Source organism: Peteryoungia aggregata LMG 23059, assembly GCF_030814435.1.
GTDB lineage: Bacteria > Pseudomonadota > Alphaproteobacteria > Rhizobiales > Rhizobiaceae > Allorhizobium > Allorhizobium aggregatum.
Window position 1 is genome coordinate 128,206 of sequence record NZ_JAUSUW010000003.1, and the last position, 20,804, is coordinate 149,009.

Genomic DNA, 20,804 nt, shown 5'->3' on the forward strand with positions numbered 1-20,804 from the left:
GAGCCCATGTTACGGCTACAACCTTTCAATCGGCCAAGGTTTCAGACATGACTATACTCCTCAAGGCGATCCTGGCGCTTGTCGGCCTCGGCATCGTGTTTCTCGGCGTCAATATCGGTTTCGGCGGCATCCAGACGCTCGGCCTGCAGGGCGACGGGCCATTCATCGAGGTCACCGATGCCTCGCTGTTTTCCACCCGTGACAGCCATGTGCGCTTCATCGGCGGCGTCTGGCTCGGCGTCGGCATCCTGTTTGTCGCGGCAGCGTTCCGCCTCCACCATTTGCGGAATGCCGTTCTTGCCGCGATCGGGATGATCTTTGTCGGTGGTCTTGCGCGGCTTTCCGCATCGGAACTAGGGCCGCTCATGGGTGCAGACCTCCTACCGTCGCTGCTGGCCGAGCTTCTCCTCTTCCCGCTGCTTGCGCTCTGGATTGTCAAGGCCACGGCGCGGCCAGCCGCCTGAGCTTCGAGATCACCTCGGCCCTTCAAATTGCCGCATGCATGCCCTAAGTCGATGATGTCCCGACAACAGGAATACCCCATGACCCTCCCCGATCTCTCCGCCTCCATCGATCCTTCCAAGCTCGACAAACTCGCCGAGGTGGCGATCAAGGTCGGGTTGCAGTTGCAAAAGGGGCAGGACCTGGTGCTGACGGCACCGCTGGTCGCCGTGCCGCTGGTGCGGCTGATCACGGCCCATGCCTACAAGGCTGGCGCGTCGACGGTCACCACCTTCTATTCGGACGAGGAGACAACGCTCGCGCGTTATCGCCACGGTCATGACGAAAGCTTCGACCGCGCGCCCAACTGGCTCTATGACGGCATGGCCAAGGCTTATGAGAACGGGGCAGCGCGCCTCGCCATCGCCGGCGACAATCCGATGCTGCTTGCCGAGCAAGATCCGTCGAAGGTCGGCCGCGCCAACAAGGCAAACTCGATCGCCTATAAGCCGGCGCTGGAGCATATCTCCAATTTCGACATCAACTGGAACATCTGCTCCTATCCGAACCCCTCCTGGGCGAAGCTCGTTTTCCCTGACATGCCGATCGAAGAGGCCGTGCGCAAGCTGGCCGACGCGATCTTTGCCGCTTCCCGCGTCGATCGCGACGATCCGGTCGCGGCCTGGGCCGAGCACAATGGTGAGCTCAAGAAGCGCTCGACCTGGCTGAACGGCGAGCGTTTTGCGGCCCTGCACTTCACCGGCCCCGGCACGGATCTCACCGTCGGCCTGGCCGATGGCCACGAATGGCATGGCGGCGCATCGACGGCGAAGAACGGCGTGACCTGCAATCCGAACATTCCGACCGAGGAAGTCTTCACCACGCCGCATGCGCTGAAGGTGGAAGGCCATGTCTCCTCGACCAAGCCGCTTAGCCACCAGGGCACGCTGATCGACAATATCCAGGTGCGATTCGAAGGCGGCCGGATCGTCGAGGCCAAGGCGTCGAAGGGCGAGGCCGTGCTCAACAAGGTGCTCGACACCGACGAAGGCGCGCGCCGTCTCGGCGAAGTGGCGCTGGTGCCGCATTCCTCGCCGATCTCGGCGTCTGGTATCTTGTTCTACAATACCCTCTTCGACGAAAACGCCTCCTGCCATATCGCGCTCGGCCAGTGCTATTCGAAGTGCTTCCTCAATGGCGCCTCACTCAGCCAGGACCAGATCAAGGCGCAAGGCGGCAATTCCTCGCTCATCCACATCGACTGGATGATCGGATCGGGTCAGGTGGATATCGACGGCATCCGAGCTGATGGCTCGAGAGTGCCTGTCATGCGCCAGGGCGAATGGGCCTGAGGTCAAATTCTCAGATGTCCAGATCAACCCAGAGCGCCGCGTGATCGGAGGCAGCATCCTGTGGCCTTTGCAATTCCGCATAGACTGTCCAGCGCTTCGGCCTTGAGCCCGGCCACATGCCGGTGCGGATCACGCCGCCCTGCGTGACCGTGTCGAAGAGCTTGGGTGACAGCAGCAGATAGTCGATCTTGTTGCCGGGGTTCGACAGGCCGTAGGTGCCGGGAAAACCACCATCGTTGAAGGCTGGGTGAAGGAAGGCATCCTTCATCGGGCTGTCCGCGACCAGTGGTTTCAACGGATCGCTGTCCGGGGTGTCATTCAAGTCACCGACGACCGCGATGAAATCCCAGCCTTCCGCCAGGCGCTCAGCGACGATCTCCGCAACACGCGTTGCCTGGGCCTTGCGGCGGCCGTCGGACTCGGCCTTGCCGCCAAAACCCTTGCTCTTGAAGTGGTTGACCATCACCAGCAGCCTGTTGCCGCTTGCGGTCGTGACTTCGAATTCGGGGCAGTCGCGGGAGAAGGTGATGCGGTCGCTGCCATCGGGCAGCCGATCGTCCACATGGCTGCGCATCCGGCCGATCGGAAATTGCGGTCCGGACATCAGGCCGACATCAATGCCGCGCTCGTCATTGCCGTCGATCAGCATCACATGGCGAAACGGGATCCCCCCGACCGAGGCGATGATCTCGTCGCTGAAGGCCTTCAACACAGGCCGACTTTCGGCCTCGACCACGCCCAGCACGTCCGCCTTCAAATCGCGGATAACGCGCGCCGTGTTGCGCATGGCATGCTCGTTGATGGGTTCATCGCGCAGTTCGAGCGAGCCGACCCAATCGGCACGGCCGGATGCGGTGATCTCGACGCCACCCGTCTTGGGGCGCTTCAGAAGACCGCCCCGATTGCGGCGCAGAATGACAAAGGGACCGGTATCGCTCTTCTCCATGCCGAGCGCGATGATCAGAGCGGCCATTTTCTGGCGCCCGGCGGAGGAATAGGTAACCTCGCCCAAAAGCGCGTTGAGTTCGGCAAACTTCTCGAGGACGGGGCGCCCGTCCTCCCAGGTCTCCAGGTTCATCGCCTTGGCGCGATCAAACAGGTTCTCGACGTTGTAGACCGCAAGGCGCATCACTCCCTCCCAGGCTCTCAGACAGGGAGGGAGTCATATCAGACAATTATGATGCGCGCATGTCGCGAGATTTACGATTGCAGGCGCAACCAAAGAGGGGCCAGCACGCCCTCAGCGGTAGTAGACGATCTTGCCACCGTTGAAGGCCGTCTGCACCCACAGCACGTTGTGTGTGGCAATGCCGCGCACCTCAAGTGCTGCGGACAGGCTCGGATCTTCCGTCACCATGGACTGGGCCAGAGCGAGGCTGTTGCCAGTCGGATAAACGGCCTGCATGGGATAGGTGTTACGCTCTAGGCCGCCACCATCGACACGGATAGCCGTGACATTACCGTTATACTGCTTGCCGAACAGGATTTCGCGGGGTGTCCAGCCGCCGGCTTCGACATAGGTCGCGGCGCTGGCTGGAACGGTGGCGAGGGTTGCTGCAGCCATGGCTGCAGCAAGAACGATTTTCTTCATCATGATCATACTCCATATCGCCGGACGCTTGGGAGCACATCCGGCTTCAGGCGCAGATGTGGTGATGACGACGATAGTTGTCCAGCATAATCACATGAGGTTGATCGGTTGTGTGCAACCGATCTGGCGCCACATTGGCCACCGATGGTCTCGATGGCCAGTCGTCCCGCATCGGCGGGACAGCGACGTCAAAGGCTGGCGATCAGCTCTGGCGTGCCTTGCGGGCGGCGTAGCGACGGTCGCGCTCGGCCTTGCGGGCTGCTTCGTCTTCAACCACGCGGCTAATGCGCGAAGCTTCTGCCTGTTCGCGGGCGTCTTTTTCGGCGTTGGCCTCGGCAATCAGGGCTTCCTCGCGTTCGCGGGCTTCCTGTTCGGCGCGGGCCTTTTCTTCGGCCTTCAGGCGGGTGCGCTCGGCATGGCGCTGCTCACGCTCTTCGGCGCGGGCGACACGCTCTGCCATGCGGGCTTCGCGTTCGGGATCGGCTGCGGCATGGGCCGCCTTATAGGCCTGAAGCAACGCCGCCTTGGCGTCTGTTGCTGTGGTGCGACGTTCGGCCAGGCCATGGTCTCTGCTGAATTTCATCGGTGCTCCGATCTCTTGGACAATAGGGGGTCAGGGGCGGGCGCGCTTGGCGACGAGAGCCGCCGTGGCGCTTTCGCGCGCTTCGCGTTCGCGGGTGAGGCGAGCCTCGCGCAGGCGGATCGTCTTCTCATCGCGCGCCGAGGTGATCGCGTCCTGCTCGTCAATCGCGCGACCGCGCGCGAGAAACTGAGACTGCGTCTTCGCAAAAGCGATCTCGGCGGTCTGGCGCGATTTGGTGAGTTGTTCGGTCATGTCGTCTCCTTTCGGGAGCCCTGCCCTTGCGGGCAATAAAAAAAGGCCAGGCGAGCCGCCTGACCTTCCGTGGGATCGTGCCTTCGACAGTGCCAGTACATCCGTGGTCAAAGGAAAGCGGATCCCGGATCTATCAGGCTGCCTGCAGGTTGCAGGCCGACATCTTGCCCGACTTGTTGTCGCGCTCCATGTCGTAAGCCAGCTTCTGGCCTTCAACGATTTCGCGCATGCCGGAGCGTTCAACTGCCGAGATGTGAACGAATGCGTCCGGGCCGCCGTTGTCAGGCTGAATGAAGCCGAAGCCCTTGGTGGAATTGAACCATTTTACTGTGCCAGTGGTCATGATGAACCCTTTCATAGCGCATAGAGTGCCGCAGCGCGGATGCGCTGTGGAGATAACGATTTTTGAAAGGAAGGTTCGACAGGGCGCAAATGATGCGCGGTAACCAAAGCTCAGCAAGCAAATATCGATGGTCCCTAGATAGAGACGTTTCTAATGAATGTCAACCATCGGTTTTTATTCTGCTTGAAATCTCAATCAAAAGTGCAATTCTACACGATGCAACCGAGGCGCTCTCTGCGTCGCTAAAGGCTCGCAAAGGCGACCCTGATCCTTGCCAGGAAGCTCCGGCGCTTCTCATCCGTCGCGCGATCCATGTCGTGAATGGCGAGCATGCGGAAATCGACGCCCTTGGCACAGAAGGCGGCTACGCCGCGCTTCAGGATGCGTTTGACCGGATTGCCCATGTAGAGATGAACGACCCACCAGGGCGAGCCGGTCGAAGTCACGACCCAGAAGCTGCGGATATTGGTCATCAACGGCACGATGCGCCCGCCGGCCTTGTCGTGGCCGAAGGCGACGCCGGGGACGAAGATGCGGTCGATGAAGCCTTTCATGATGGCCGGCAGGTTGAACCACCATTGCGGAAAGACCAGCACGAGACCATCGGCTGCCTTCAGCCGCTCAACGATGCCGGAGACGTCTGCAGGCGGTTGATAACCGGGCTCCATATAGGCGGCGCGCTCGGCGGCCGAGAGGCGCGGGTCGAAATCCTCGGCATAGAGATCGAGCAGATCGACCGCATGCCCCTTCGCTTCCAGCGTCTCGACCACCGTTTTCGCTGCAGAAGCGGCGAAGCTTTCCGGCAAGGGATGGGCGAGCACGACGAGAAAGCGTCGGGCGACCATCAGAACAGACTGCCCTGCCCAGCGGGCGGCTCGCTCTTGCGCGCCGGCTTGGAGACGGCTGCAGCACGCGCCGGCTGCGGAGCGGATGGCTCCGGCGGTGCTACACCTTCGCCGGCGACGGCAGCGACGCGGCCATCGGCAAATTCGATCGCGATCGTCTGGCCATGCGACAGCCCGTCGGCTCGCGAGACGGGACGGTCGTTCTCGTCGCGGATCACGGCATAACCGCGAGCGAGCACATTCTTGTAAGAGAGCGACTGCAGCACGCGATCCTGCGCCACAAGCGCCTGCCGGGCCCGGCGGAGATCATTCATCACCGCACTGTCGGCACGACGCCCCAGGCTTTCCAGCCGATCCCTGGAACGCGCCGTCATCGCCTTCAGCCGAGCCGGTACCGCCGTCAGCGTCGCATCGAAGCGGCCTAGGCGCGCCTTGTTGCGCTCGATCAGGCGCTCGATGACACGTTCGGCGCGAACGGCGTTTTCGGATAGTTTCTGCTTACGCTCCACCAACTGCCGCGCCAGCATGTCAGGCGAGAGCTTCGCGGCCGCGCGCTCGAAGCTGCGGCGTTTGTTCATCGTGTTGAGCTCAAGACTGCGGCCAAGACCGGCGGCTGCCTCGTCAAAGCGGCGGCGCGGCAAGGCGAGCAACTGGTCGAGCGAGGGCAGCGCCCGCACGAGGCTGCGCAGGTTCTGGCGGCGTGTATCCATCTGTCGGTTCATGGCGCCAGACAGCCGGGCGGAAAGCGTTGCGACCTGCGCTTCGAGATCGGCTTTGACCGGGACCGCCATTTCAGCCGCCCCCGTCGGGGTCGGCGCACGCACATCGGCGGCGTAGTCGATCAGCGTCCAGTCGGTCTCGTGGCCGACGGCGGAGATCAGCGGAATGGTGCTGGCAGCGGCCGCACGCACCACCGCCTCGTCGTTGAAGCTCCAGAGATCCTCAAGGCTGCCACCACCGCGCGCGACGATCAGAACGTCGGGACGCGGAATCGCTCCGCCATGCTCCAGCGCATTGAAGCCCTGGATCGCGTTCGCCACCTCGTCGCCGGAGCCTTCGCCCTGCACCTTGACCGGCCAAACCAGCACATGGACGGGAAAGCGATCGGAGATGCGGTGCAGGATATCGCGGATGACGGCACCGGTGGGCGAGGTCACGACGCCGATCACCTTTGGCAGAAAGGGCAGGAGCTGCTTGCGCGCGGGGTCGAACAGGCCTTCCGCCGTAAAGCGGCGCTTACGCTCCTCGATCAGCGCCATCAGCGCCCCGGCACCCGCAGGCTCCATCTGCTCGATGACGATCTGGTATTTCGACGAACCGGGGAAGGTCGTCACCTTGCCGGTGGCAATAACCTCCATGCCCTCTTCCGGGCGATATTTCAGCTTGGAAAAGGAGCCCTTCCAGATCACTGCATCGATGCGGGCCTTGTCGTCCTTCAGGCTGAAATAGGCATGGCCGGAGGAATGCGGCCCGCGATAGCCGGAGATTTCGCCGCGCACACGAACATGATCGAAGGAGGTTTCGATGGTGCGCTTGATCGAGCCCGAGAGTTCCGAAACGGAGAACTCGGTGAGGTTCGTCGGCGAATCGCTGTCGAAGAAATTGCTCATGGCCATTTCCTAGCGGAAAATCCGAGCTAGATCAGCCCGCCTACGGAGGTGATCCCGCGCTTTCCGTCAGGGCAGTTCGACGCTGTAGATCTGCATGCCCGATGGACCATCGACAGGCACGGGCCGGAGATAGGCGGGCACCTTGCCCTTCATCATGCCCGCATAGAGGCCGTCGGCCTTACTCGCGGCGATATTCTGCGTCTGCGTGGCTTCGGGGCAGAACACCAGGATCGTGGCGCCCGCACCCCGCAGGAAGGCCGCCGCCTCCTCAGGCTTGGCGAGACCGACATGCAGCTCGGTCAACATGCCGCCCTGATTGCGGTGATAGGGGCCCGAAAGGGAACGGTGACGTGTGAAGCGCAGGATTTCCGGACCGAGGTCAGATGCGGCGACAACCGTGCCTGTGGGCAGGCCGTTCAGCGTCGCAAAACCCGCCGGCGCATCGCAGGCCGGCGCGCTTTGGGCCGTGGCCGACGGTGTCTCGGCTAGTCCCTTCATGCGGTTCATCACGCCCGCCGTGCCTTCGACGAAGAGCACGCCAAAGAGCGCCCAGGCGCTCGGAACGGAAAGAAACGCCGACAGCGCAAAGAGCAGTCCGGTTCCCAGCTGCTCGGGCTCCTCGCGGGCCTTGCGGCGGAGTTCGCCGATCAGCAGTGCCAGCGGCGGGATGGCCAGCAGATTGGCGAAGATCGCACCGCGCACCTGCACGAGAGCAATAAGGAAGGAAACGCCAACGAGGGCCAGAAGGATGGCATGAGCACGGGGCCGATCGCCGCCGAGAATACGGAAGACGCAGACGCAGATCGCGAAGAAGCCCACCGCATAGAAACCACCGAAGGCCGAAGGCTCCTTTTCAAGCTGATCGAGGAAGGACTGCGCCTCGATCACGCCGGAGAGCCAGAGCGAGTGGAGCAGCGGATCAAGCTCGTTCAGCGGGTTCTGCAGGCATTGCGGCGCGATGGTCACGGCGCCGGCAAGCACCAGCACGCCGGTGACGCCGATCGCGACGATGCGCAGGCGCTGATCCTGCATGCCCGGCAGCTGGGTCGCGATGAACAGTGACGCTGCACCGATGCCGACGACGGCATAAAAGCCGATGGACAGGCTGTCACAGGTGACGGCGGCATATTGAGCGGGCGGAACCATCGCGAAGAACAGGACGGAAAGGCCGATCAGCAACGACAGCGCGAAGGCTCGCGCCGCTCGTGCATAGGCGGCCCCCTCCAGCGCCCAGAGAATGCCGACGACTGCGCAGGCGGTTGCAACAAGCGGCGTCGTCTCGGCGCCGATCGCGATCGCCAGTGCCGCCGCCACGCCTGCAAACACATGGCTTACCGCGCCCCGCGAAGGATCGAGCAGACCGGCGGCGATCGTCGCCACAAGCACAAGCTGGACATTGTGATGGTCGATGGAGCCGGGCAGGAAGCGATTGCCGGTGATCACGAAGACCGAAGTCAACAACAGCGCGACATGCATGGTGACATTGTCGCCGATCCGGCGTGCGGCCAGGGCAACGGCCAACATCAGGGGCAGGATCAGCACGAAAGGCCAGACCAGCAAGGCAAGCGCTTCGGCCTGCGCCATAGGCACGATCTGGGCGAAAAACTTGATCAGTAGCGCGATCGGCAGATCGATCAAGCGCGACCAGTGCATCAGGGTGCCACCCGCCAGTCCGAGACGGTACTGCGTCAGATCGAACCAGGACTGGCCGGCCAGGAGATCCCGCACCTGGACCAGACGCATGATGTCGTCATTGTCGGCGCCGACATAATCGCTGGCTGCCGGTAGGTTCAGCAGCGCCAGAACCACCATGGTAACCAGGCCATAGACGAGGACCCAGAGGACGAGCGGCCGCGAAGAGGGGCGAAGCGACGCGCCCGGCAAGGTGATGTCGGCCATGGTTCGCAAAACCTCCAAAACCGCATGCGCCAGCCCCGCAAGGGCTTCCGCAACCGGCCATATTTCAAAGACTGATCGTTCCCGAAACCTAGCCTTAACCTTCTCAAGAAATAGTAAAACCAATGGCAGCCCTGAGGCGGCCCGAAGCCAAATGCCCGAACCCCAGCGCTATGAGCAGGTCCCCATGAGCCATTCGGCCACCCCTTCCCTCGACATCGCCGTTCTCCTGCCGTGCTATAACGAGGCCGCCACGATCGGGCAGGTCGTGACCGATTTCCGCGCGGCGCTGCCGGAGGCGAAGATCTATGTCTACGACAATAACTCGACCGACGGCACGGCGCTCAAAGCCATGCTGGCGGGTGCGACCGTCGTGCGCGAGCGCCGCCAGGGCAAGGGCCATGTGGTGCGCCGCATGTTCTGCGACATCGATGCCGACATCTACATCATGGCCGATGGCGACGGGACCTATGGACCCGCCGACGCCGAGGAACTGATCCGCACGCTGATCACCGAGCGTGCCGACATGGTGGTCGGTACACGCCGGGGCGTGCATGACGATGCCGGGCGCCAGGGCCATGCCTTCGGCAACCGCTTGTTCAACCTGCTTTACCGCGTGCTGTTCGGCAATGACTTCACGGATATTCTCTCGGGCTACCGCGCATTTTCGCGCCGCTATGTGAAGAGCTTCCCCGCCGTTTCCGCCGGCTTCGAGATCGAGACGGAAATGTCGGTGCATGCCTCGCGGCTGAAGCTTCCGGTCTGCGAGATCGAGCTCGATTACGGCCGCCGGCCGGAGGGCTCGCATTCGAAGCTCTCGACCTTCAAGGATGGCTTCAAGATCCTCTGGATGTTTGCCATGCTGATGAAGGAAACGCGGCCCTTCGCCTTCTTCGGCCTGATCGCGGCTGGCCTGATGGGCGCCAGCCTCGGCTTCATGGCACCGGTGCTCTTTGAATTCTTCACCACCGGCCTTGTCTCGCGCATGCCGACCTGGATTGCGGCGATGGCACTGACAATGATGTCCTTCCTGTCCTTCACGGCAGCGCTCATCCTGGATTCCGTCGCGCGCTCTCGCGCCGAGCAGCTCAGGATCCACTATCTGACACTGCCCGCCCTCAGCACGGCCAAGGTCCAGGTTGAGCCTGTATCGGCAACCGAAAAGCCGAAGCGTGAGCGTTCGCCCAAGACTGCGGCCAAGGGCGGCTCGTCCCGCGCGGCATGAAGAAGTTTCTGCGCTTCGCCGTCGTCGGCGCCACCGGCTTTCTCGTCGATGCCGGTGTGCTCTGGCTGTTCCTGACCTTCACGCCGATCGGGCCGCTCCCCGCCCGCATCGTGGCAATCGCGGTTGCCATGACGACAACCTGGCTGCTCAACCGCCATTTCACCTTCGGCGCCTCGAAACGCTCTATTGTCAGCGAGGGCTTTCGCTATGGCTTCATTGGCGCCGTGACGTCGCTGATCAATTACGGGGTCTATGCCCTGCTCCTGATCGGCGCGCCGCTGCTTAGCCCCTATGCCGCGCTGGTGTTCGCCTCCATCGCAGCCATGCTGTTCAGTTTCTTCGGCTATTCGCGCTACGTCTTTCGCCGCTAGAGCAAAAGCCGCCGCTTACACCGCTTCCCAGCCATCCTTGTCCGCCGCGCGATAGATAGCGTCGATCAGCTTCTGGTTCGCTTTCGAGCTTTCCAGCGTGACGACCTCACCCTTGGTGCCGGCCACTGCGCGGGCGAAGGCTTCGGCCTCCAGCTTGTATTGACGGCTGTCGGGGAAGCGGAATATCTGCGAAGCGTTGTGGCTGCGGTTGGTGAGCTCGACTTCCTCGGCGCCCCAGCGGTCGGCGTTGAAAGGCGACTTCACCTCGATGAAGCCATCCGTGCCGTGGAAGACCATCAGCTGGCGGTTGGCCATCTGGGTGGCGACGTAGAAGTTCAGTTCGAAGTCACCGAAATCCGCCTTGACGCTTGCATAGATATCCGTGCCGAATTCCGGATCACGCTCGATGGTCGACTGGACGCGGACCGGCTCCTTGCCGGTGACGAAACGGGTGGTGATAGCAGGGTAGACACCGATATCCGGCAGAGCACCACCACCCAGCTCGGGGATGTTGCGCATGTTGCCGGGGTCGCGGTTGAAATAGGTGAAGGAGCCCTGGACCATCTTCAGCGTGCCGATGACGCCCTGGCTCAGGAGTTCGCGGACCTTCAGCCAGACCGGTGCGTAGGTCACCATGTAGGCTTCCGTGATCAGTACCTTGTTGCGCTCGCGGGCCGCGATGATCTCGTCGATTTCTTCGGCCTTCAGCGCGATCGGCTTTTCGCAGAGCACATGCTTGCCGGCATCGGCCGCCTTGATCGCCCATTCGACATGCTGCGAGGTCGGCAGCGGAATGTAGACGGCGTCGATGACGTCGGAGGCGAACATTTCCTCGTAAGACCCAAAAGCATGGGGAACCGAGAAGCGGTCGGCCATCTCGCGGGCTCGGGCCAGATCGCGGCTCGCAACCGCCGTGACGACGGCGTTTTCGGCATCCTGGATCGCCGGCACCACAAGCTCGCGACCGATCTTGGCCGTCGACAGAATTCCGAAACGCAGCATCTTTAGTCCTCCTCAAAATGTCGGGGCGGACATTAGGCGAAGCCTCAGCAGGGCGCAACGAGGTTCGGCGCCCCTCTGCCAGTCTGAAGGCCAAGACCACTGCGACACTGGAAGGCCGCAAAGGCAAGCCAATATCCAGCCATGCGCGGGAGATAGGACAACCCCGCTTCAGAACAGATCAATGCTTTTCAATGGTGCCGTCGACTTACGCTTGATAGCGTCGCCCTGATCCTTCCCTCCCCATCTATCCGAGGCTTCCCATGCAGAAACGTGCTCTCGGCCGCACCGGCCTTTCGATCGCTCCCGTTGTCTTTGGTGGCAATGTCTTCGGCTGGACGGCTGATGAGCAGACGTCGTTCGACCTTCTCGACCGCTTCTTCGAAGCCGGCTTCGACACCATCGACACGGCCGACGTATACTCGTCCTGGGTCGAGGGGCATGTCGGCGGGGAGAGCGAAGCCATCATCGGACAGTGGCTGAAACACGGTTCCGTTTCGCGCGATCGCGTGACGATCGTCAGCAAGGTGGGCTTCGACACGCAGGGTCGAAAGACAGGACTATCGGCGAAATGGATCCAAGAGGCGGTGGACGCGTCTCTCCAGCGGCTGGGAACCGACCATATCGATCTCTATCTCGCGCATAAGCCGGACGAGGACACCCCGATCGAGGAAACGCTGGACGCCTTCGACAGGCTCAAGCGGGATGGCAAGGTCAGGGCGATCGGCTGCTCGAACTATGATGCCGGGCAGTTCAAGCATTCGCTCGACGCCGCAAGGAACGCTGGCCTGCCGCGCTTCGATGTCCTGCAGCCGGAATACAATCTTTACAGCCGCGACCGTTTCGAGGGGCCGATCCGCGACCTCTGTCTGGCTGAAGAGATTGGTGTCATCAGCTACTACGCCCTGGCCGCCGGCTTTCTCACGGGCAAATACCGCAAGCCGGAAGACACGGTGAACTCCTCCCGCGCCTACCGGGTGGGCAGCTATCTGGACGAGAAGGGCCATCGCATCCTCGGCGCCCTCGACCAGGTGGCAGCGGAAACCAGCACCAGCCCTGCTACCGTCGCCATCGCCTGGATCGCCGCCCAGCCCGGCATCACCGCCCCGATTGCGTCCGCGACCAGCCTGCGCCAGTTGGACAGCCTGATTGCCGCCGGTAAGCTTCAGCTGACGAAGGCGCAGATCGACGCGCTCAACGCTGCGGGCGCCTGGCCTCCAGGACACGAGCGTCGACAGGTCGGTGTTCAGCCGGCCTCGGTGCCCCGCCAGCGGAAGAAATCGATGAAGGCCCGCAGTGCCGGGCGCATCTGGCGCCGGCTGGAATAGTAGAGCGAGAAGCCGTCGAAGGGCGGACACCAGTCGTCGAGCACGCGAACGAACCGCCCGTCGCGGATGTCCGTCTCGACGCCGGGGTCGAAGAGATAGGCGAGGCCCGCGCCATCGAGGGCGGCTTGCCGCATCAGGCCCTGATCGGACAGGATCAACGGTCCCCGGACACTGATCGACAGCGCGCGGCCCTGCTTCTCGAATTCCCAGCGATAGATCGTGCCGCTCTGGAAGCGCCTTCGGATGCAGGCGTGTTCGGTCACGTCACGCGGGTCGACGGGGATCGGATGCCTTGCGAAATAATCAGGCGAACCGACGACGGAACCACGCCATGGACCACTCATTCGAACCGCGATCATGTCTGCATCGAGATGTTCGCCGAGCCGCAGGCCCGCATCATAGCCCTTCTCGACAATATCTTCGAAGCGGTCGTCGGTGGTGATCTCCAGCTCGATCTCGGGATAGGCGGCGGCAAAGGCGCCGAGCCGTGGGGCGATCAGGCTTTGCGCCGCCAGCATCGGCATGGTGATGCGGAGCGCACCGGCAGGCCGCCCGGTGCTGTCGGACAGCGCCTCGATCGCGGAGGCAATATCCGCCAGCGCCGGCTGCAACGTCTCCAGGAGCTGGCGTCCCTCTGCCGTCGGCGCCGCACTGCGTGTGGTGCGCGCCATCAGGCGGAGGTTCAGGCTCTCCTCCAGAGACGAAATCGCATGGCTCACCGCCGAGGGCGCGATGCCGAGTTCGGCGGCTGCCTTGCGGAAGCTGCCGTGATGGGCGACGGTGGCGAGAACGGCGAGTTGCGAAAGCTGGGTCCGGTTCATTGTTCTAAATGATAGAACAAGGCGATCGTGTCTGCATGTATTTTCGGAAGAGCGCTTTCGCCCTAGTTTACCCTCACCGTCAACCCAGCATCGCGCCAGACCGGCATCGCAGGAGGCTCCCATGAAGACCCGCACACTCGGCACGCTCACCCCATCGACCATTGGCCTTGGCTGCATGGGCATGAGCCATGCCTATGGCACCAATATCGACGAGGCGACGGCGCACAAGCTGTTCGACCACGCCGTCGAACGTGGCGTCACCTTCTTCGACACGGCGGAGGTCTACGGCCCCTTCACCAACGAGGACCTGGTCGGCAAGGGCCTGAAGCGGCATCGCGACAAGGTGGTGATCGCCACCAAATTCGGCTTCACCATCGGCGACGAGGCCAAGGCCGCGCGGCCCTCCGGTCTCGACAGCCGGCCGGAGCATCTGCGCGCCGTCGCGGAGGCGTCGCTGAAGCGGCTGGGCGTCGAGGTCATCGACCTCTTCTACCAGCACCGCGTCGATCCTGATGTCGCGATCGAGGAGACCGTCGGCGCCATGGCGGACCTCGTGAAGGAAGGAAAAGTCAAAGCGCTGGGCCTCTCGGAGGCGAGTGCTGCAACGCTGCGACGCGCTCATGCCGTGCACCCGATCTCCGCCATCCAGAGCGAATACTCCCTCTGGACCCGCGATCCGGAAACCAACGGCGTGCTCGATACCTGCCGCGAACTCGGCATCGGCTTCGTGCCTTTCTCTCCGCTCGGACGCGGCATGCTGACAGGCGCCCTGAAGGACCTGTCCAAGCTGGGCGAGAACGACTTCCGCCGCGGCTTGCCACGCTTCGACCAGGAGAATTTCGACGCCAATCTGGCGCTGGTCACGGCGCTCGAAACCATGGCGGTCGAGAAGGGTGTCTCGCCCGGCCAACTGGCGCTCGCATGGGTTCTCGCCCAGGGCGATTTCATCGTGCCAATCCCGGGCACGACGAAAATCGCCAATCTCGACAGCAATATCGATGCGACCGGGATCACGCTCTCGAGCGACGATCTCGCTGCGCTGTCAAATGCCGTTTCGCCCGACAAGGTGGCCGGCGCGCGCTACAACGAAGCCATGTCCAAGATGTCGGGACGCTGAGTCGATCGAGTACTTCCGCCAAGAGCCGGAAGTACTCGATCTGCCTTGTTTCGACGCAGTCCGGACGCAAAACCGCTGACGCACTTTTGCTGGACATGCTCTGTCAGGCAAAGCGCCGGCTTGCCGCCACGCAGAGAACAACCAGCAGGGCTGTTGCCAGCATGGGAAGGCTTACCGTCTCATGCAGCAGCCCTGCGGCCAGCACGAAGCTCAGAAACGGCTGCAGCAGCTGCAGCTGTCCGACCGAAGCAATGCCGCCCAAGGCGAGGCCGCGATACCAGAAGATGAAGCCGATCATCATGCTGAACAGCGAAACGTAAGCGAGCGCCAACCAGCCGGATGTCGACACGGCCCCCAGATCGCCGGGCACGGTCCACAGAGCGATCGGCAGCATGACCGGCAGCGACATCACAAGCGCCCAGCTGATGACCTGCCAGCCACCAAGGCGACGCGACAGGCGCGCGCCCTCTGCGTAACCCATTCCACAGGCGATCACTGCGGCGATCATCAGCACGGCACCTTGCACCGCCATGTCCGCCGTCGTCGACAGCGCAAAGCCTGCAACGAGTGCAGCTCCTGCTACGGAGAACATCCAGAAGACCGCCGAGGGGCGTTCGCCCGCGCGCAACACGCCGAACAGCGCCGTGCAGAGCGGCAACAGCCCGACGAAGACGATGGACTGGGCCGAATTGATGCTGGTGAGGGCCAGGGCCGTCAGCAGCGGAAAGCCGACGACGACGCCGAGTGCGACAACCGCCAGCGGTAGCAGATCGTTCCGCTCGGGCTGTTTCTCACGCAGACCGATCAGCAGGGCCGCGCCGAGGAGCGCAGCGATGATCGCCCGGGCCGAGGTCAGAAAGAGCGGAGCAAAATCGGCCAGCCCCACGCGCGTTGCCGGCAGCGAGCCGCTGAAGATCAGCACACCGATGAAACCGCTGGCCCAGGCTTTCCACGAAATCGTCATTCTCGTCTCCATTTGTCTGTCCGCCCTTGTCGCCTGGAGGGGCTGGCGCATCCAGAGACGGAGCGATACAATCTGGCCAAACTGTACTGATGACAAAGGCCATACAGATGAATGAGCGCGTTCAACCACCGGATCCGCCAGCGTCTAGGACGGCGCTTGTCATGACAGAGATTCGCGGGCGCATCGGCGCGGGCCAGCTGGTGCCCAATGACCGGCTGCCATCGATCCGGCGCCTCGCCATCGCGCTCTCGGTCTCGCCCTCCACCGTCGTCGAGGCCTATGACCGGCTCTCCGCCGAGGGGCTGATCCGCCCCCGCCCGGGCTCCGGCTTCTTCGTGACCGAGGCCGGCCGCACGCCCGCACCACTCGTCCGACTGGAGCCGCCGCGTGCGATGGAAGTCGATCCATTCTGGGTGGCGCGCCAGGCGCTGGACGCCGATCCCGGCACGTCCAAGCCCGGCTGTGGTTGGCTGCCGCCGGACTGGATGCCGACCGCACTCCTGCATGCCGGTATGCGAAACGTGCTGCGCCAGGCGACCAGTCTCACCACCGACTACGGCCCCTCGCGCGGCAGCGCAGCTCTGCGTCGTTTCGTCGAGACGCGGCTGCGTCAGCAGTCGATTGCCTTGTCCGAAGATCAGGTCCTGCTTGCGGGCTCCGCCACCCAGGCGCTCGATCTCGTCTGCCGGCTGCTCCTGCGCCCCGGCGACCGCGTCATTGTCGATGATCCCTGCTATTTCAATTTCCAGACGCTGCTGCGCGCCCATCAGGCGATTGCAGTCCCCGTACCCTATACGGAAAACGGCCCAGACATCGCCGCCTTCGAGGCCGCCGTGACACGCCAGGCACCCCGGCTTTATCTCACCAATTCTGGCCTGCACAATCCGACCGGCGCGACGCTCTCGCCGCAGGTCGCCTTCCAGCTGCTCGGCATCATCAGCCGTTCGGATATGCTGGCCGTGGAGGACGACATTTTTGCCGATTTCGAGCCGGAGCCGGCGATCACGCTTGCCACCCTCGACGGGCTTTCCCGAGTCATCCGCATCGGCAGCTTTTCCAAGACGATCTCGGCCTCGCTGCGCACAGGCTTCATCGCCACCGATCCCGAACGCATCCGGCTCTTGACCGACCTGCAGGTCGCCATCCAGTTCGGCGGCCCGAGCCAGGTGGCGACGGAGGCGATCCATGGCGTGCTTGCAAGTGGCGGCTATCGCAAACATCTTGATCAGCTGCATCGCCGCCTCGACACCGAGCGGCGTGCGACGGCAACCCGTCTCGGTGACCTCGGCATCGCACCGGTTCTCACGCCACGCGGCGGCCCCTATCTCTGGTGCCGTATGCCTGAGGGGATCAGCTCGACTGCACTCGCCCAGGCCGCCCTGCCCCAGGGCGTGGTGCTGGCGCCCGGCAATGTCTTCAGCCCCTCGCTCTCGGCAGACGGCTTCATGCGCTTCAACGTCGCGCATATGGGTGATATCAGACCCTTTCGGGTGTTGGAGCGGGCGCTGAAGGCGATGGGATAATCAGCCGCTGACAGCGCGGCGATAGGCCGACGGCGTCGTGCCGGTGACGGCCTTGAACATCCGCGTCAGATGGCTCTGGCTGCTGAATCCGCAGGCCGAGGCGATCTGGGCAATCGGGTCAGTGCCGTCAAGCATGCGCCGGGCGCGATCGATGCGGCGGTTGAGGATGAAGTCATGCGGGGAAACGCCGCAGCTTTGCCGAAACATCCGCTGAAGATGGAATTCGCTCAAGTCCGCCAGCTTCGCCAGATCCTTGAGCGTGATCGTCTGATCGAGGCTCGCCTCGATATGCTCCACCAGCCGCCGCCGCAGGACGGGTGCCAGACCGCCGCGCAACACCGGGCGCCGCTCGCCGCCGTAGCGCGGGTCGGCAAACAGCTGCTCGACCGCCGAGACGATCGCCTGTTCGGCGAGCAGCCGGTTGCCGCTCTGGGTGGCAGTGGCCAGATGCGCCAGCGCCTCTGCCAATCGTGGCGCCTCGTCGAAAGTCGCTTCCGGCAGAAGCATCAGCCGGGCATCGCGGTCGAAGGTCTCCGAGAACAAGCGGCGCAGCTCGTCGTCGGCGACATAGAGATGCACGAATTCGAAGTTGTCGGTGATCTCCCATTCCGACGAGGCCCCCTGCGGCATGATGCAGAGCGCGCCAGGCCAGCCGGCAATGCTGCCGGCATCGATCCGCCGTGTGCCGTCGCCGCCGCGCAGGTAACAGCTGAAGGTATGCCCGTCGGTCCGCTCATAGCGCATGCGATCATGGCTGTTGCGCCAGATCGCACTGGCCCGCCCCTCGCCGAGGTCGAGCGTTTCCCCACGCTCGGCACGGGACGAGGCGGACAGGGAGCCGAAGACGGTGGCGGTGTGCAGCATGGATGGTCCTTGAAAGATCGTCTGCATTCTAGCGCGCTTGATGCGCTGCGCCATCACCAATCGGATAGGCGTAGCCGCCGTAGCGAAGAACACCGCAAGATCATGCAAGAACGGACGGCGTCAGCGGCGTTACCTGCCTTTCGAAAGCGAGGCGCATCCCATGACCAATCTTCTTCTCTTCTCGTCGACCGTGCTGATCTGGGGCACGACCTGGATCGCGATCGCGCTGCAGATCGGGCCGGTGCCCGTGCTGGTCTCGGTCTTTTATCGCTTCGCCCTTGCCGCCCTCGTGCTTGTCGGCGTGCTGGCGCTCACAGGTCGCCTGAAAGTGCCGACGCTGAAGCAGCAGCCTTTCATCCTCGTCCAGGCGCTGTCGCTCTTCTGCTGCAACTTCCTCTGCTTCTATCACGCGGCCAGCTATGTGCCGTCGGGACTGATCTCCGTCGTCTTCTCGCTCGCCACCGTTTACAACGCCGTCAATGCGCGCATCTTCTTCGGCGATCCGATCAAGCCGCGCACGCTGGTCGCCGCCGGTCTCGGCGCCACCGGGCTTGCGCTGCTCTTCGGCCCTGACATTTTCATCGCCGTCAATCCGGACAGCTGGAAGGGCATCGGGCTTTCGGCGCTCGGCACGCTCTTCTTTTCCTTCGGCAACATGGCGTCCCGCCGCAACAGCGCCGAAGGCATTGCGCCCGTGACTGCCAATGCGTGGGGCATGAGCTATGGCTCGATCGCGCTTCTTGCCCTGATCGGCGTGACCGGAACGCCCATCGTGCTGCCACCCAACCAGACCTATCTCGCCGCCCTCGTCTATCTCTCGGTCATCGGCTCCGTCGTCGGCTTTACCACCTATCTGATGCTGGTCTCGCGGATCGGCTCGCAGAAGGCCGCCTATGCCACGGTGCTCTTCCCCGTCGTCGCCCTGACGCTCTCGAGCCTTTACGAGGACTATCACTTCACGCCGCTCGCGATGCTGGGTCTCGCGCTGACGCTCGCCGGCAATGCCGTCATGTTTGCCCGGCTGCCGCGCCGACGTGTCGTGCCAGCCGTCGGCGCGCCTGACCTCAGAGCCTGATTGCCGAGGCTTCGGTCCGGACCGCAGACGGGTACACCGCCACGGAGGCCTGTTCGATTTCACGCGTCAGCGACGACTTTCTGCGCTATGAGAAGCACGACTGCCCGATCTCAACGCTGAAAGTGCCCATGGCTTTACGTCTCACCCCGGCGGTCCGCCCTTGACCGGCCTCCTCGATACCGCCGCGCTCTCGCGGCTCGGCTTCAGCGCCTTCTTCGCCGAGCAGGTGACGGCTGATGAGGCCGATCTCCTGGTGCGCCGGATTTCCTCGGTGCATCGCGACCGCCTGGAGGCGATCGATGCGACCGGGCCGGTGGAGATCGAGCTTCCGCCGAACAGCAATACGGCCGATTTCGCGGTGGGCGACTGGGTTCTCGCCGCGCGTTACACGGACCTCCTCGTGCGCCGCCTGGATCGCCAGACCGTGCTGCAGCGACGCACCGAAGGCGCCTTCGGTCAGCAGCTCGCCGCCGCCAATGTCGATACGCTGTTCATCGTCACCTCCTGCAACGCCGATTTCAACGCCGCGCGGCTCGAACGGTATCTGGTCATGGCCAACCAGGCGGGCACGCGTCCGGTGATCGTGCTGACCAAGGCCGACACGGTCGACGACGCCTCCGTCTACGCCGACGAGGCCCGAGGCCTGCAGCGCGATCTGCCCGTCGTCATCGTCAATGCGCGCTCGCCTGATGCCATCGACCCCTTGATGCCCTGGTGCGGTCCAGGCCAAACAGTGGCGCTCGTCGGTTCCTCCGGCGTCGGCAAGTCGACGCTGGTCAACACGCTCGCCGGTCACGGGGCCGAGACGGCCCAGAAGACCGGTTCGATCCGCGAGCATGATGCCAAGGGGCGGCACACGACGACGGCGCGCTCCCTGCATGCCATGGCCAGCGGTGGCTGGGTGATCGATACGCCCGGCATCCGCACGCTTTACGTCAGCGACATCACCGACGGTATCGACACGCTGTTTGCCGAAATCACCGAGCTTGTCCCGCATTGCAAGTTTCGCGATTGCAGCCATTCGCATGAAAAAGGCTGTGCCGTGCAGGCCGCGATCAAGGACGGTACGCTCGACCCGGACCGTCTCGATCGCTGGCGTCTGCTGCAGGCGGAGAACCGTGACCGCACGCCCGTCTATTCCGGACCGAAGGGCAACAAGACGCTGCGCAAGAAGAAGTATTGAGCTTTCGGCCCTCTACCCCCATATAGGGGTCATGGCGCTGAGATTGCGCGCGACGCCCGCCGATATCAGGCGTGGTTCCCTTCCCCCTCACCCCGATACCAGAGGCTTCGGCACCCTGCCGTCGCAAAGAGACTTGGAGACTTGCATGTCAGACAAGAAGAACACGACCGCACCGGCCCAGGGCTATGAAGCCATTCCCTTCGCCAAGAAGCACCGCATTTCGGTGGAAGACGCCAAGGCAATTCTTGCCAAGCACGGCACCGACCGCAAGTCGGCCGACAAGGAAGGCCGTCGTGTCAGCCTGTAAGGTGTGATGACGAAGCCCGATCTTCCTGACGGTCCATGACCATCGGATCCACATCAAAAAGCCCTTTCCCTGACATGCAGGGAAAGGGCTTTTTCTTTGTCTCATCGCAGACGG

General features: G+C 63.4%; 22 protein-coding genes. 10 read left to right on the forward strand and 12 right to left on the reverse strand.

Translation table 11 applies throughout. From position 1 onward, the window contains the following. The first annotated feature begins 47 nt into the window (after nucleotides 1-47). Nucleotides 48-464, forward strand: a complete 417-nt coding sequence (locus J2045_RS05780) for a DUF4345 domain-containing protein (RefSeq protein ID WP_307370377.1) — start codon at nucleotides 48-50, stop codon at nucleotides 462-464. Between the two features lie 78 nt (nucleotides 465-542). Further along, on the forward strand, nucleotides 543-1,793 hold the full coding sequence (locus tag J2045_RS05785; RefSeq protein WP_307370379.1) for an aminopeptidase: 1,251 nt from the start codon (nucleotides 543-545) through the stop codon (nucleotides 1,791-1,793). 10 nt (nucleotides 1,794-1,803) lie between these two features. On the opposite strand, the gene J2045_RS05790 is transcribed toward J2045_RS05785, so the two are convergent. From J2045_RS05790 to J2045_RS05825, 8 genes are all read right to left on the reverse strand, one after another. Continuing rightward, on the reverse strand, nucleotides 1,804-2,922 hold the full coding sequence (locus J2045_RS05790; protein WP_307370381.1) for an endonuclease/exonuclease/phosphatase family protein: 1,119 nt from the start codon (nucleotides 2,920-2,922) through the stop codon (nucleotides 1,804-1,806). A 111-nt stretch (nucleotides 2,923-3,033) separates the two neighbouring features. Further along, complete coding sequence (locus J2045_RS05795) at nucleotides 3,034-3,387, reverse strand: hypothetical protein (RefSeq protein WP_166599987.1); 354 nt, start codon at nucleotides 3,385-3,387, stop codon at nucleotides 3,034-3,036. A gap of 199 nt (nucleotides 3,388-3,586) precedes the next feature. Further along, the gene (locus J2045_RS05800) at nucleotides 3,587-3,967 is read right to left on the reverse strand and encodes a DUF6481 family protein (protein WP_166599988.1); all 381 of its coding nucleotides are present in this window, start codon (nucleotides 3,965-3,967) and stop codon (nucleotides 3,587-3,589) included. A gap of 30 nt (nucleotides 3,968-3,997) precedes the next feature. After that, nucleotides 3,998-4,219 carry a hypothetical protein gene (locus J2045_RS05805; protein WP_307370384.1) on the reverse strand — a complete coding sequence of 74 codons (222 nt, stop codon included), beginning with the start codon at nucleotides 4,217-4,219 and terminating at the stop codon, nucleotides 3,998-4,000. A 133-nt stretch (nucleotides 4,220-4,352) separates the two neighbouring features. Then, nucleotides 4,353-4,562 carry a cold-shock protein gene (locus J2045_RS05810; RefSeq protein ID WP_006725042.1) on the reverse strand — a complete coding sequence of 70 codons (210 nt, stop codon included), beginning with the start codon at nucleotides 4,560-4,562 and terminating at the stop codon, nucleotides 4,353-4,355. A 242-nt stretch (nucleotides 4,563-4,804) separates the two neighbouring features. After that, nucleotides 4,805-5,407: an NAD(P)H-dependent oxidoreductase gene (locus J2045_RS05815; protein WP_307370389.1), complete on the reverse strand. Its 603-nt coding sequence runs from the start codon at nucleotides 5,405-5,407 to the stop codon at nucleotides 4,805-4,807. Then, nucleotides 5,407-7,017, reverse strand: a complete 1,611-nt coding sequence (xseA, locus tag J2045_RS05820) for an exodeoxyribonuclease VII large subunit (RefSeq protein WP_307370392.1) — start codon at nucleotides 7,015-7,017, stop codon at nucleotides 5,407-5,409. The genes J2045_RS05815 and xseA overlap by 1 nt, the downstream gene beginning before the upstream one ends. Before the next feature lie 66 nt (nucleotides 7,018-7,083). After that, nucleotides 7,084-8,916 (reverse strand): hypothetical protein, encoded by a 1,833-nt coding sequence (locus J2045_RS05825; protein WP_307370396.1) that lies wholly within the window; start codon nucleotides 8,914-8,916, stop codon nucleotides 7,084-7,086. A 184-nt stretch (nucleotides 8,917-9,100) separates the two neighbouring features. Between J2045_RS05825 and J2045_RS05830 the strand changes: the two genes are divergently transcribed. Both J2045_RS05830 and J2045_RS05835 read left to right on the forward strand, forming a co-directional pair. Continuing rightward, entirely contained in the window at nucleotides 9,101-10,138 is a 1,038-nt protein-coding gene (locus J2045_RS05830; protein ID WP_307370400.1) for a glycosyltransferase, read from the forward strand. Then, nucleotides 10,135-10,509 carry a GtrA family protein gene (locus J2045_RS05835; RefSeq protein ID WP_307370402.1) on the forward strand — a complete coding sequence of 125 codons (375 nt, stop codon included), beginning with the start codon at nucleotides 10,135-10,137 and terminating at the stop codon, nucleotides 10,507-10,509. Before J2045_RS05830 ends, J2045_RS05835 begins: the two co-directional genes overlap by 4 nt. 15 nt (nucleotides 10,510-10,524) lie before the next feature. Here the strand turns inward: J2045_RS05835 and J2045_RS05840 are convergent, their stop codons facing one another. Next, nucleotides 10,525-11,511 carry a Gfo/Idh/MocA family protein gene (locus J2045_RS05840; protein ID WP_307370405.1) on the reverse strand — a complete coding sequence of 329 codons (987 nt, stop codon included), beginning with the start codon at nucleotides 11,509-11,511 and terminating at the stop codon, nucleotides 10,525-10,527. Between the two features lie 260 nt (nucleotides 11,512-11,771). Here J2045_RS05840 and J2045_RS05845 point away from each other — a divergent pair, with 260 nt between their 5' ends. Next, nucleotides 11,772-12,836 (forward strand): aldo/keto reductase, encoded by a 1,065-nt coding sequence (locus J2045_RS05845; RefSeq protein ID WP_307370408.1) that lies wholly within the window; start codon nucleotides 11,772-11,774, stop codon nucleotides 12,834-12,836. Here J2045_RS05845 and J2045_RS05850 read toward each other — a convergent pair. Then, complete coding sequence (locus J2045_RS05850) at nucleotides 12,755-13,657, reverse strand: LysR family transcriptional regulator (protein ID WP_307370411.1); 903 nt, start codon at nucleotides 13,655-13,657, stop codon at nucleotides 12,755-12,757. The genes J2045_RS05845 and J2045_RS05850 overlap by 82 nt on opposite strands. Before the next feature lie 121 nt (nucleotides 13,658-13,778). Here J2045_RS05850 and J2045_RS05855 point away from each other — a divergent pair, with 121 nt between their 5' ends. Next, on the forward strand, nucleotides 13,779-14,774 hold the full coding sequence (locus J2045_RS05855; protein WP_307370414.1) for an aldo/keto reductase: 996 nt from the start codon (nucleotides 13,779-13,781) through the stop codon (nucleotides 14,772-14,774). Nucleotides 14,775-14,877: 103 nt separating this feature from the next. Here J2045_RS05855 and J2045_RS05860 read toward each other — a convergent pair whose 3' ends face one another. Then, nucleotides 14,878-15,738: a DMT family transporter gene (locus J2045_RS05860; protein WP_307370417.1), complete on the reverse strand. Its 861-nt coding sequence runs from the start codon at nucleotides 15,736-15,738 to the stop codon at nucleotides 14,878-14,880. Between the two features lie 161 nt (nucleotides 15,739-15,899). Between J2045_RS05860 and J2045_RS05865 the strand changes: the two genes are divergently transcribed. Further along, nucleotides 15,900-17,261, forward strand: coding sequence for an aminotransferase-like domain-containing protein (locus J2045_RS05865; protein WP_307370419.1), 1,362 nt, complete (start codon nucleotides 15,900-15,902; stop codon nucleotides 17,259-17,261). On the opposite strand, the gene J2045_RS05870 is transcribed toward J2045_RS05865, so the two are convergent. Further along, nucleotides 17,262-18,125: a helix-turn-helix domain-containing protein gene (locus J2045_RS05870; RefSeq protein ID WP_503128838.1), complete on the reverse strand. Its 864-nt coding sequence runs from the start codon at nucleotides 18,123-18,125 to the stop codon at nucleotides 17,262-17,264. Nucleotides 18,126-18,285: 160 nt separating this feature from the next. Between J2045_RS05870 and J2045_RS05875 the strand changes: the two genes are divergently transcribed. The 3 genes from J2045_RS05875 (at nucleotide 18,286) to J2045_RS05885 (ending at nucleotide 20,690) form a co-directional block, all read left to right on the forward strand. Next, nucleotides 18,286-19,200 (forward strand): DMT family transporter, encoded by a 915-nt coding sequence (locus J2045_RS05875; protein ID WP_307370422.1) that lies wholly within the window; start codon nucleotides 18,286-18,288, stop codon nucleotides 19,198-19,200. A 358-nt stretch (nucleotides 19,201-19,558) separates the two neighbouring features. Next, nucleotides 19,559-20,383, forward strand: a complete 825-nt coding sequence (rsgA, locus tag J2045_RS05880) for a ribosome small subunit-dependent GTPase A (RefSeq protein ID WP_442417749.1) — start codon at nucleotides 19,559-19,561, stop codon at nucleotides 20,381-20,383. Between the two features lie 145 nt (nucleotides 20,384-20,528). Beyond that, a complete protein-coding gene (locus J2045_RS05885) occupies nucleotides 20,529-20,690 on the forward strand; it encodes a hypothetical protein (protein ID WP_307370429.1) in 162 nt (53 codons plus the stop codon). The last annotated feature ends 114 nt before the right edge of the window (nucleotides 20,691-20,804 follow it).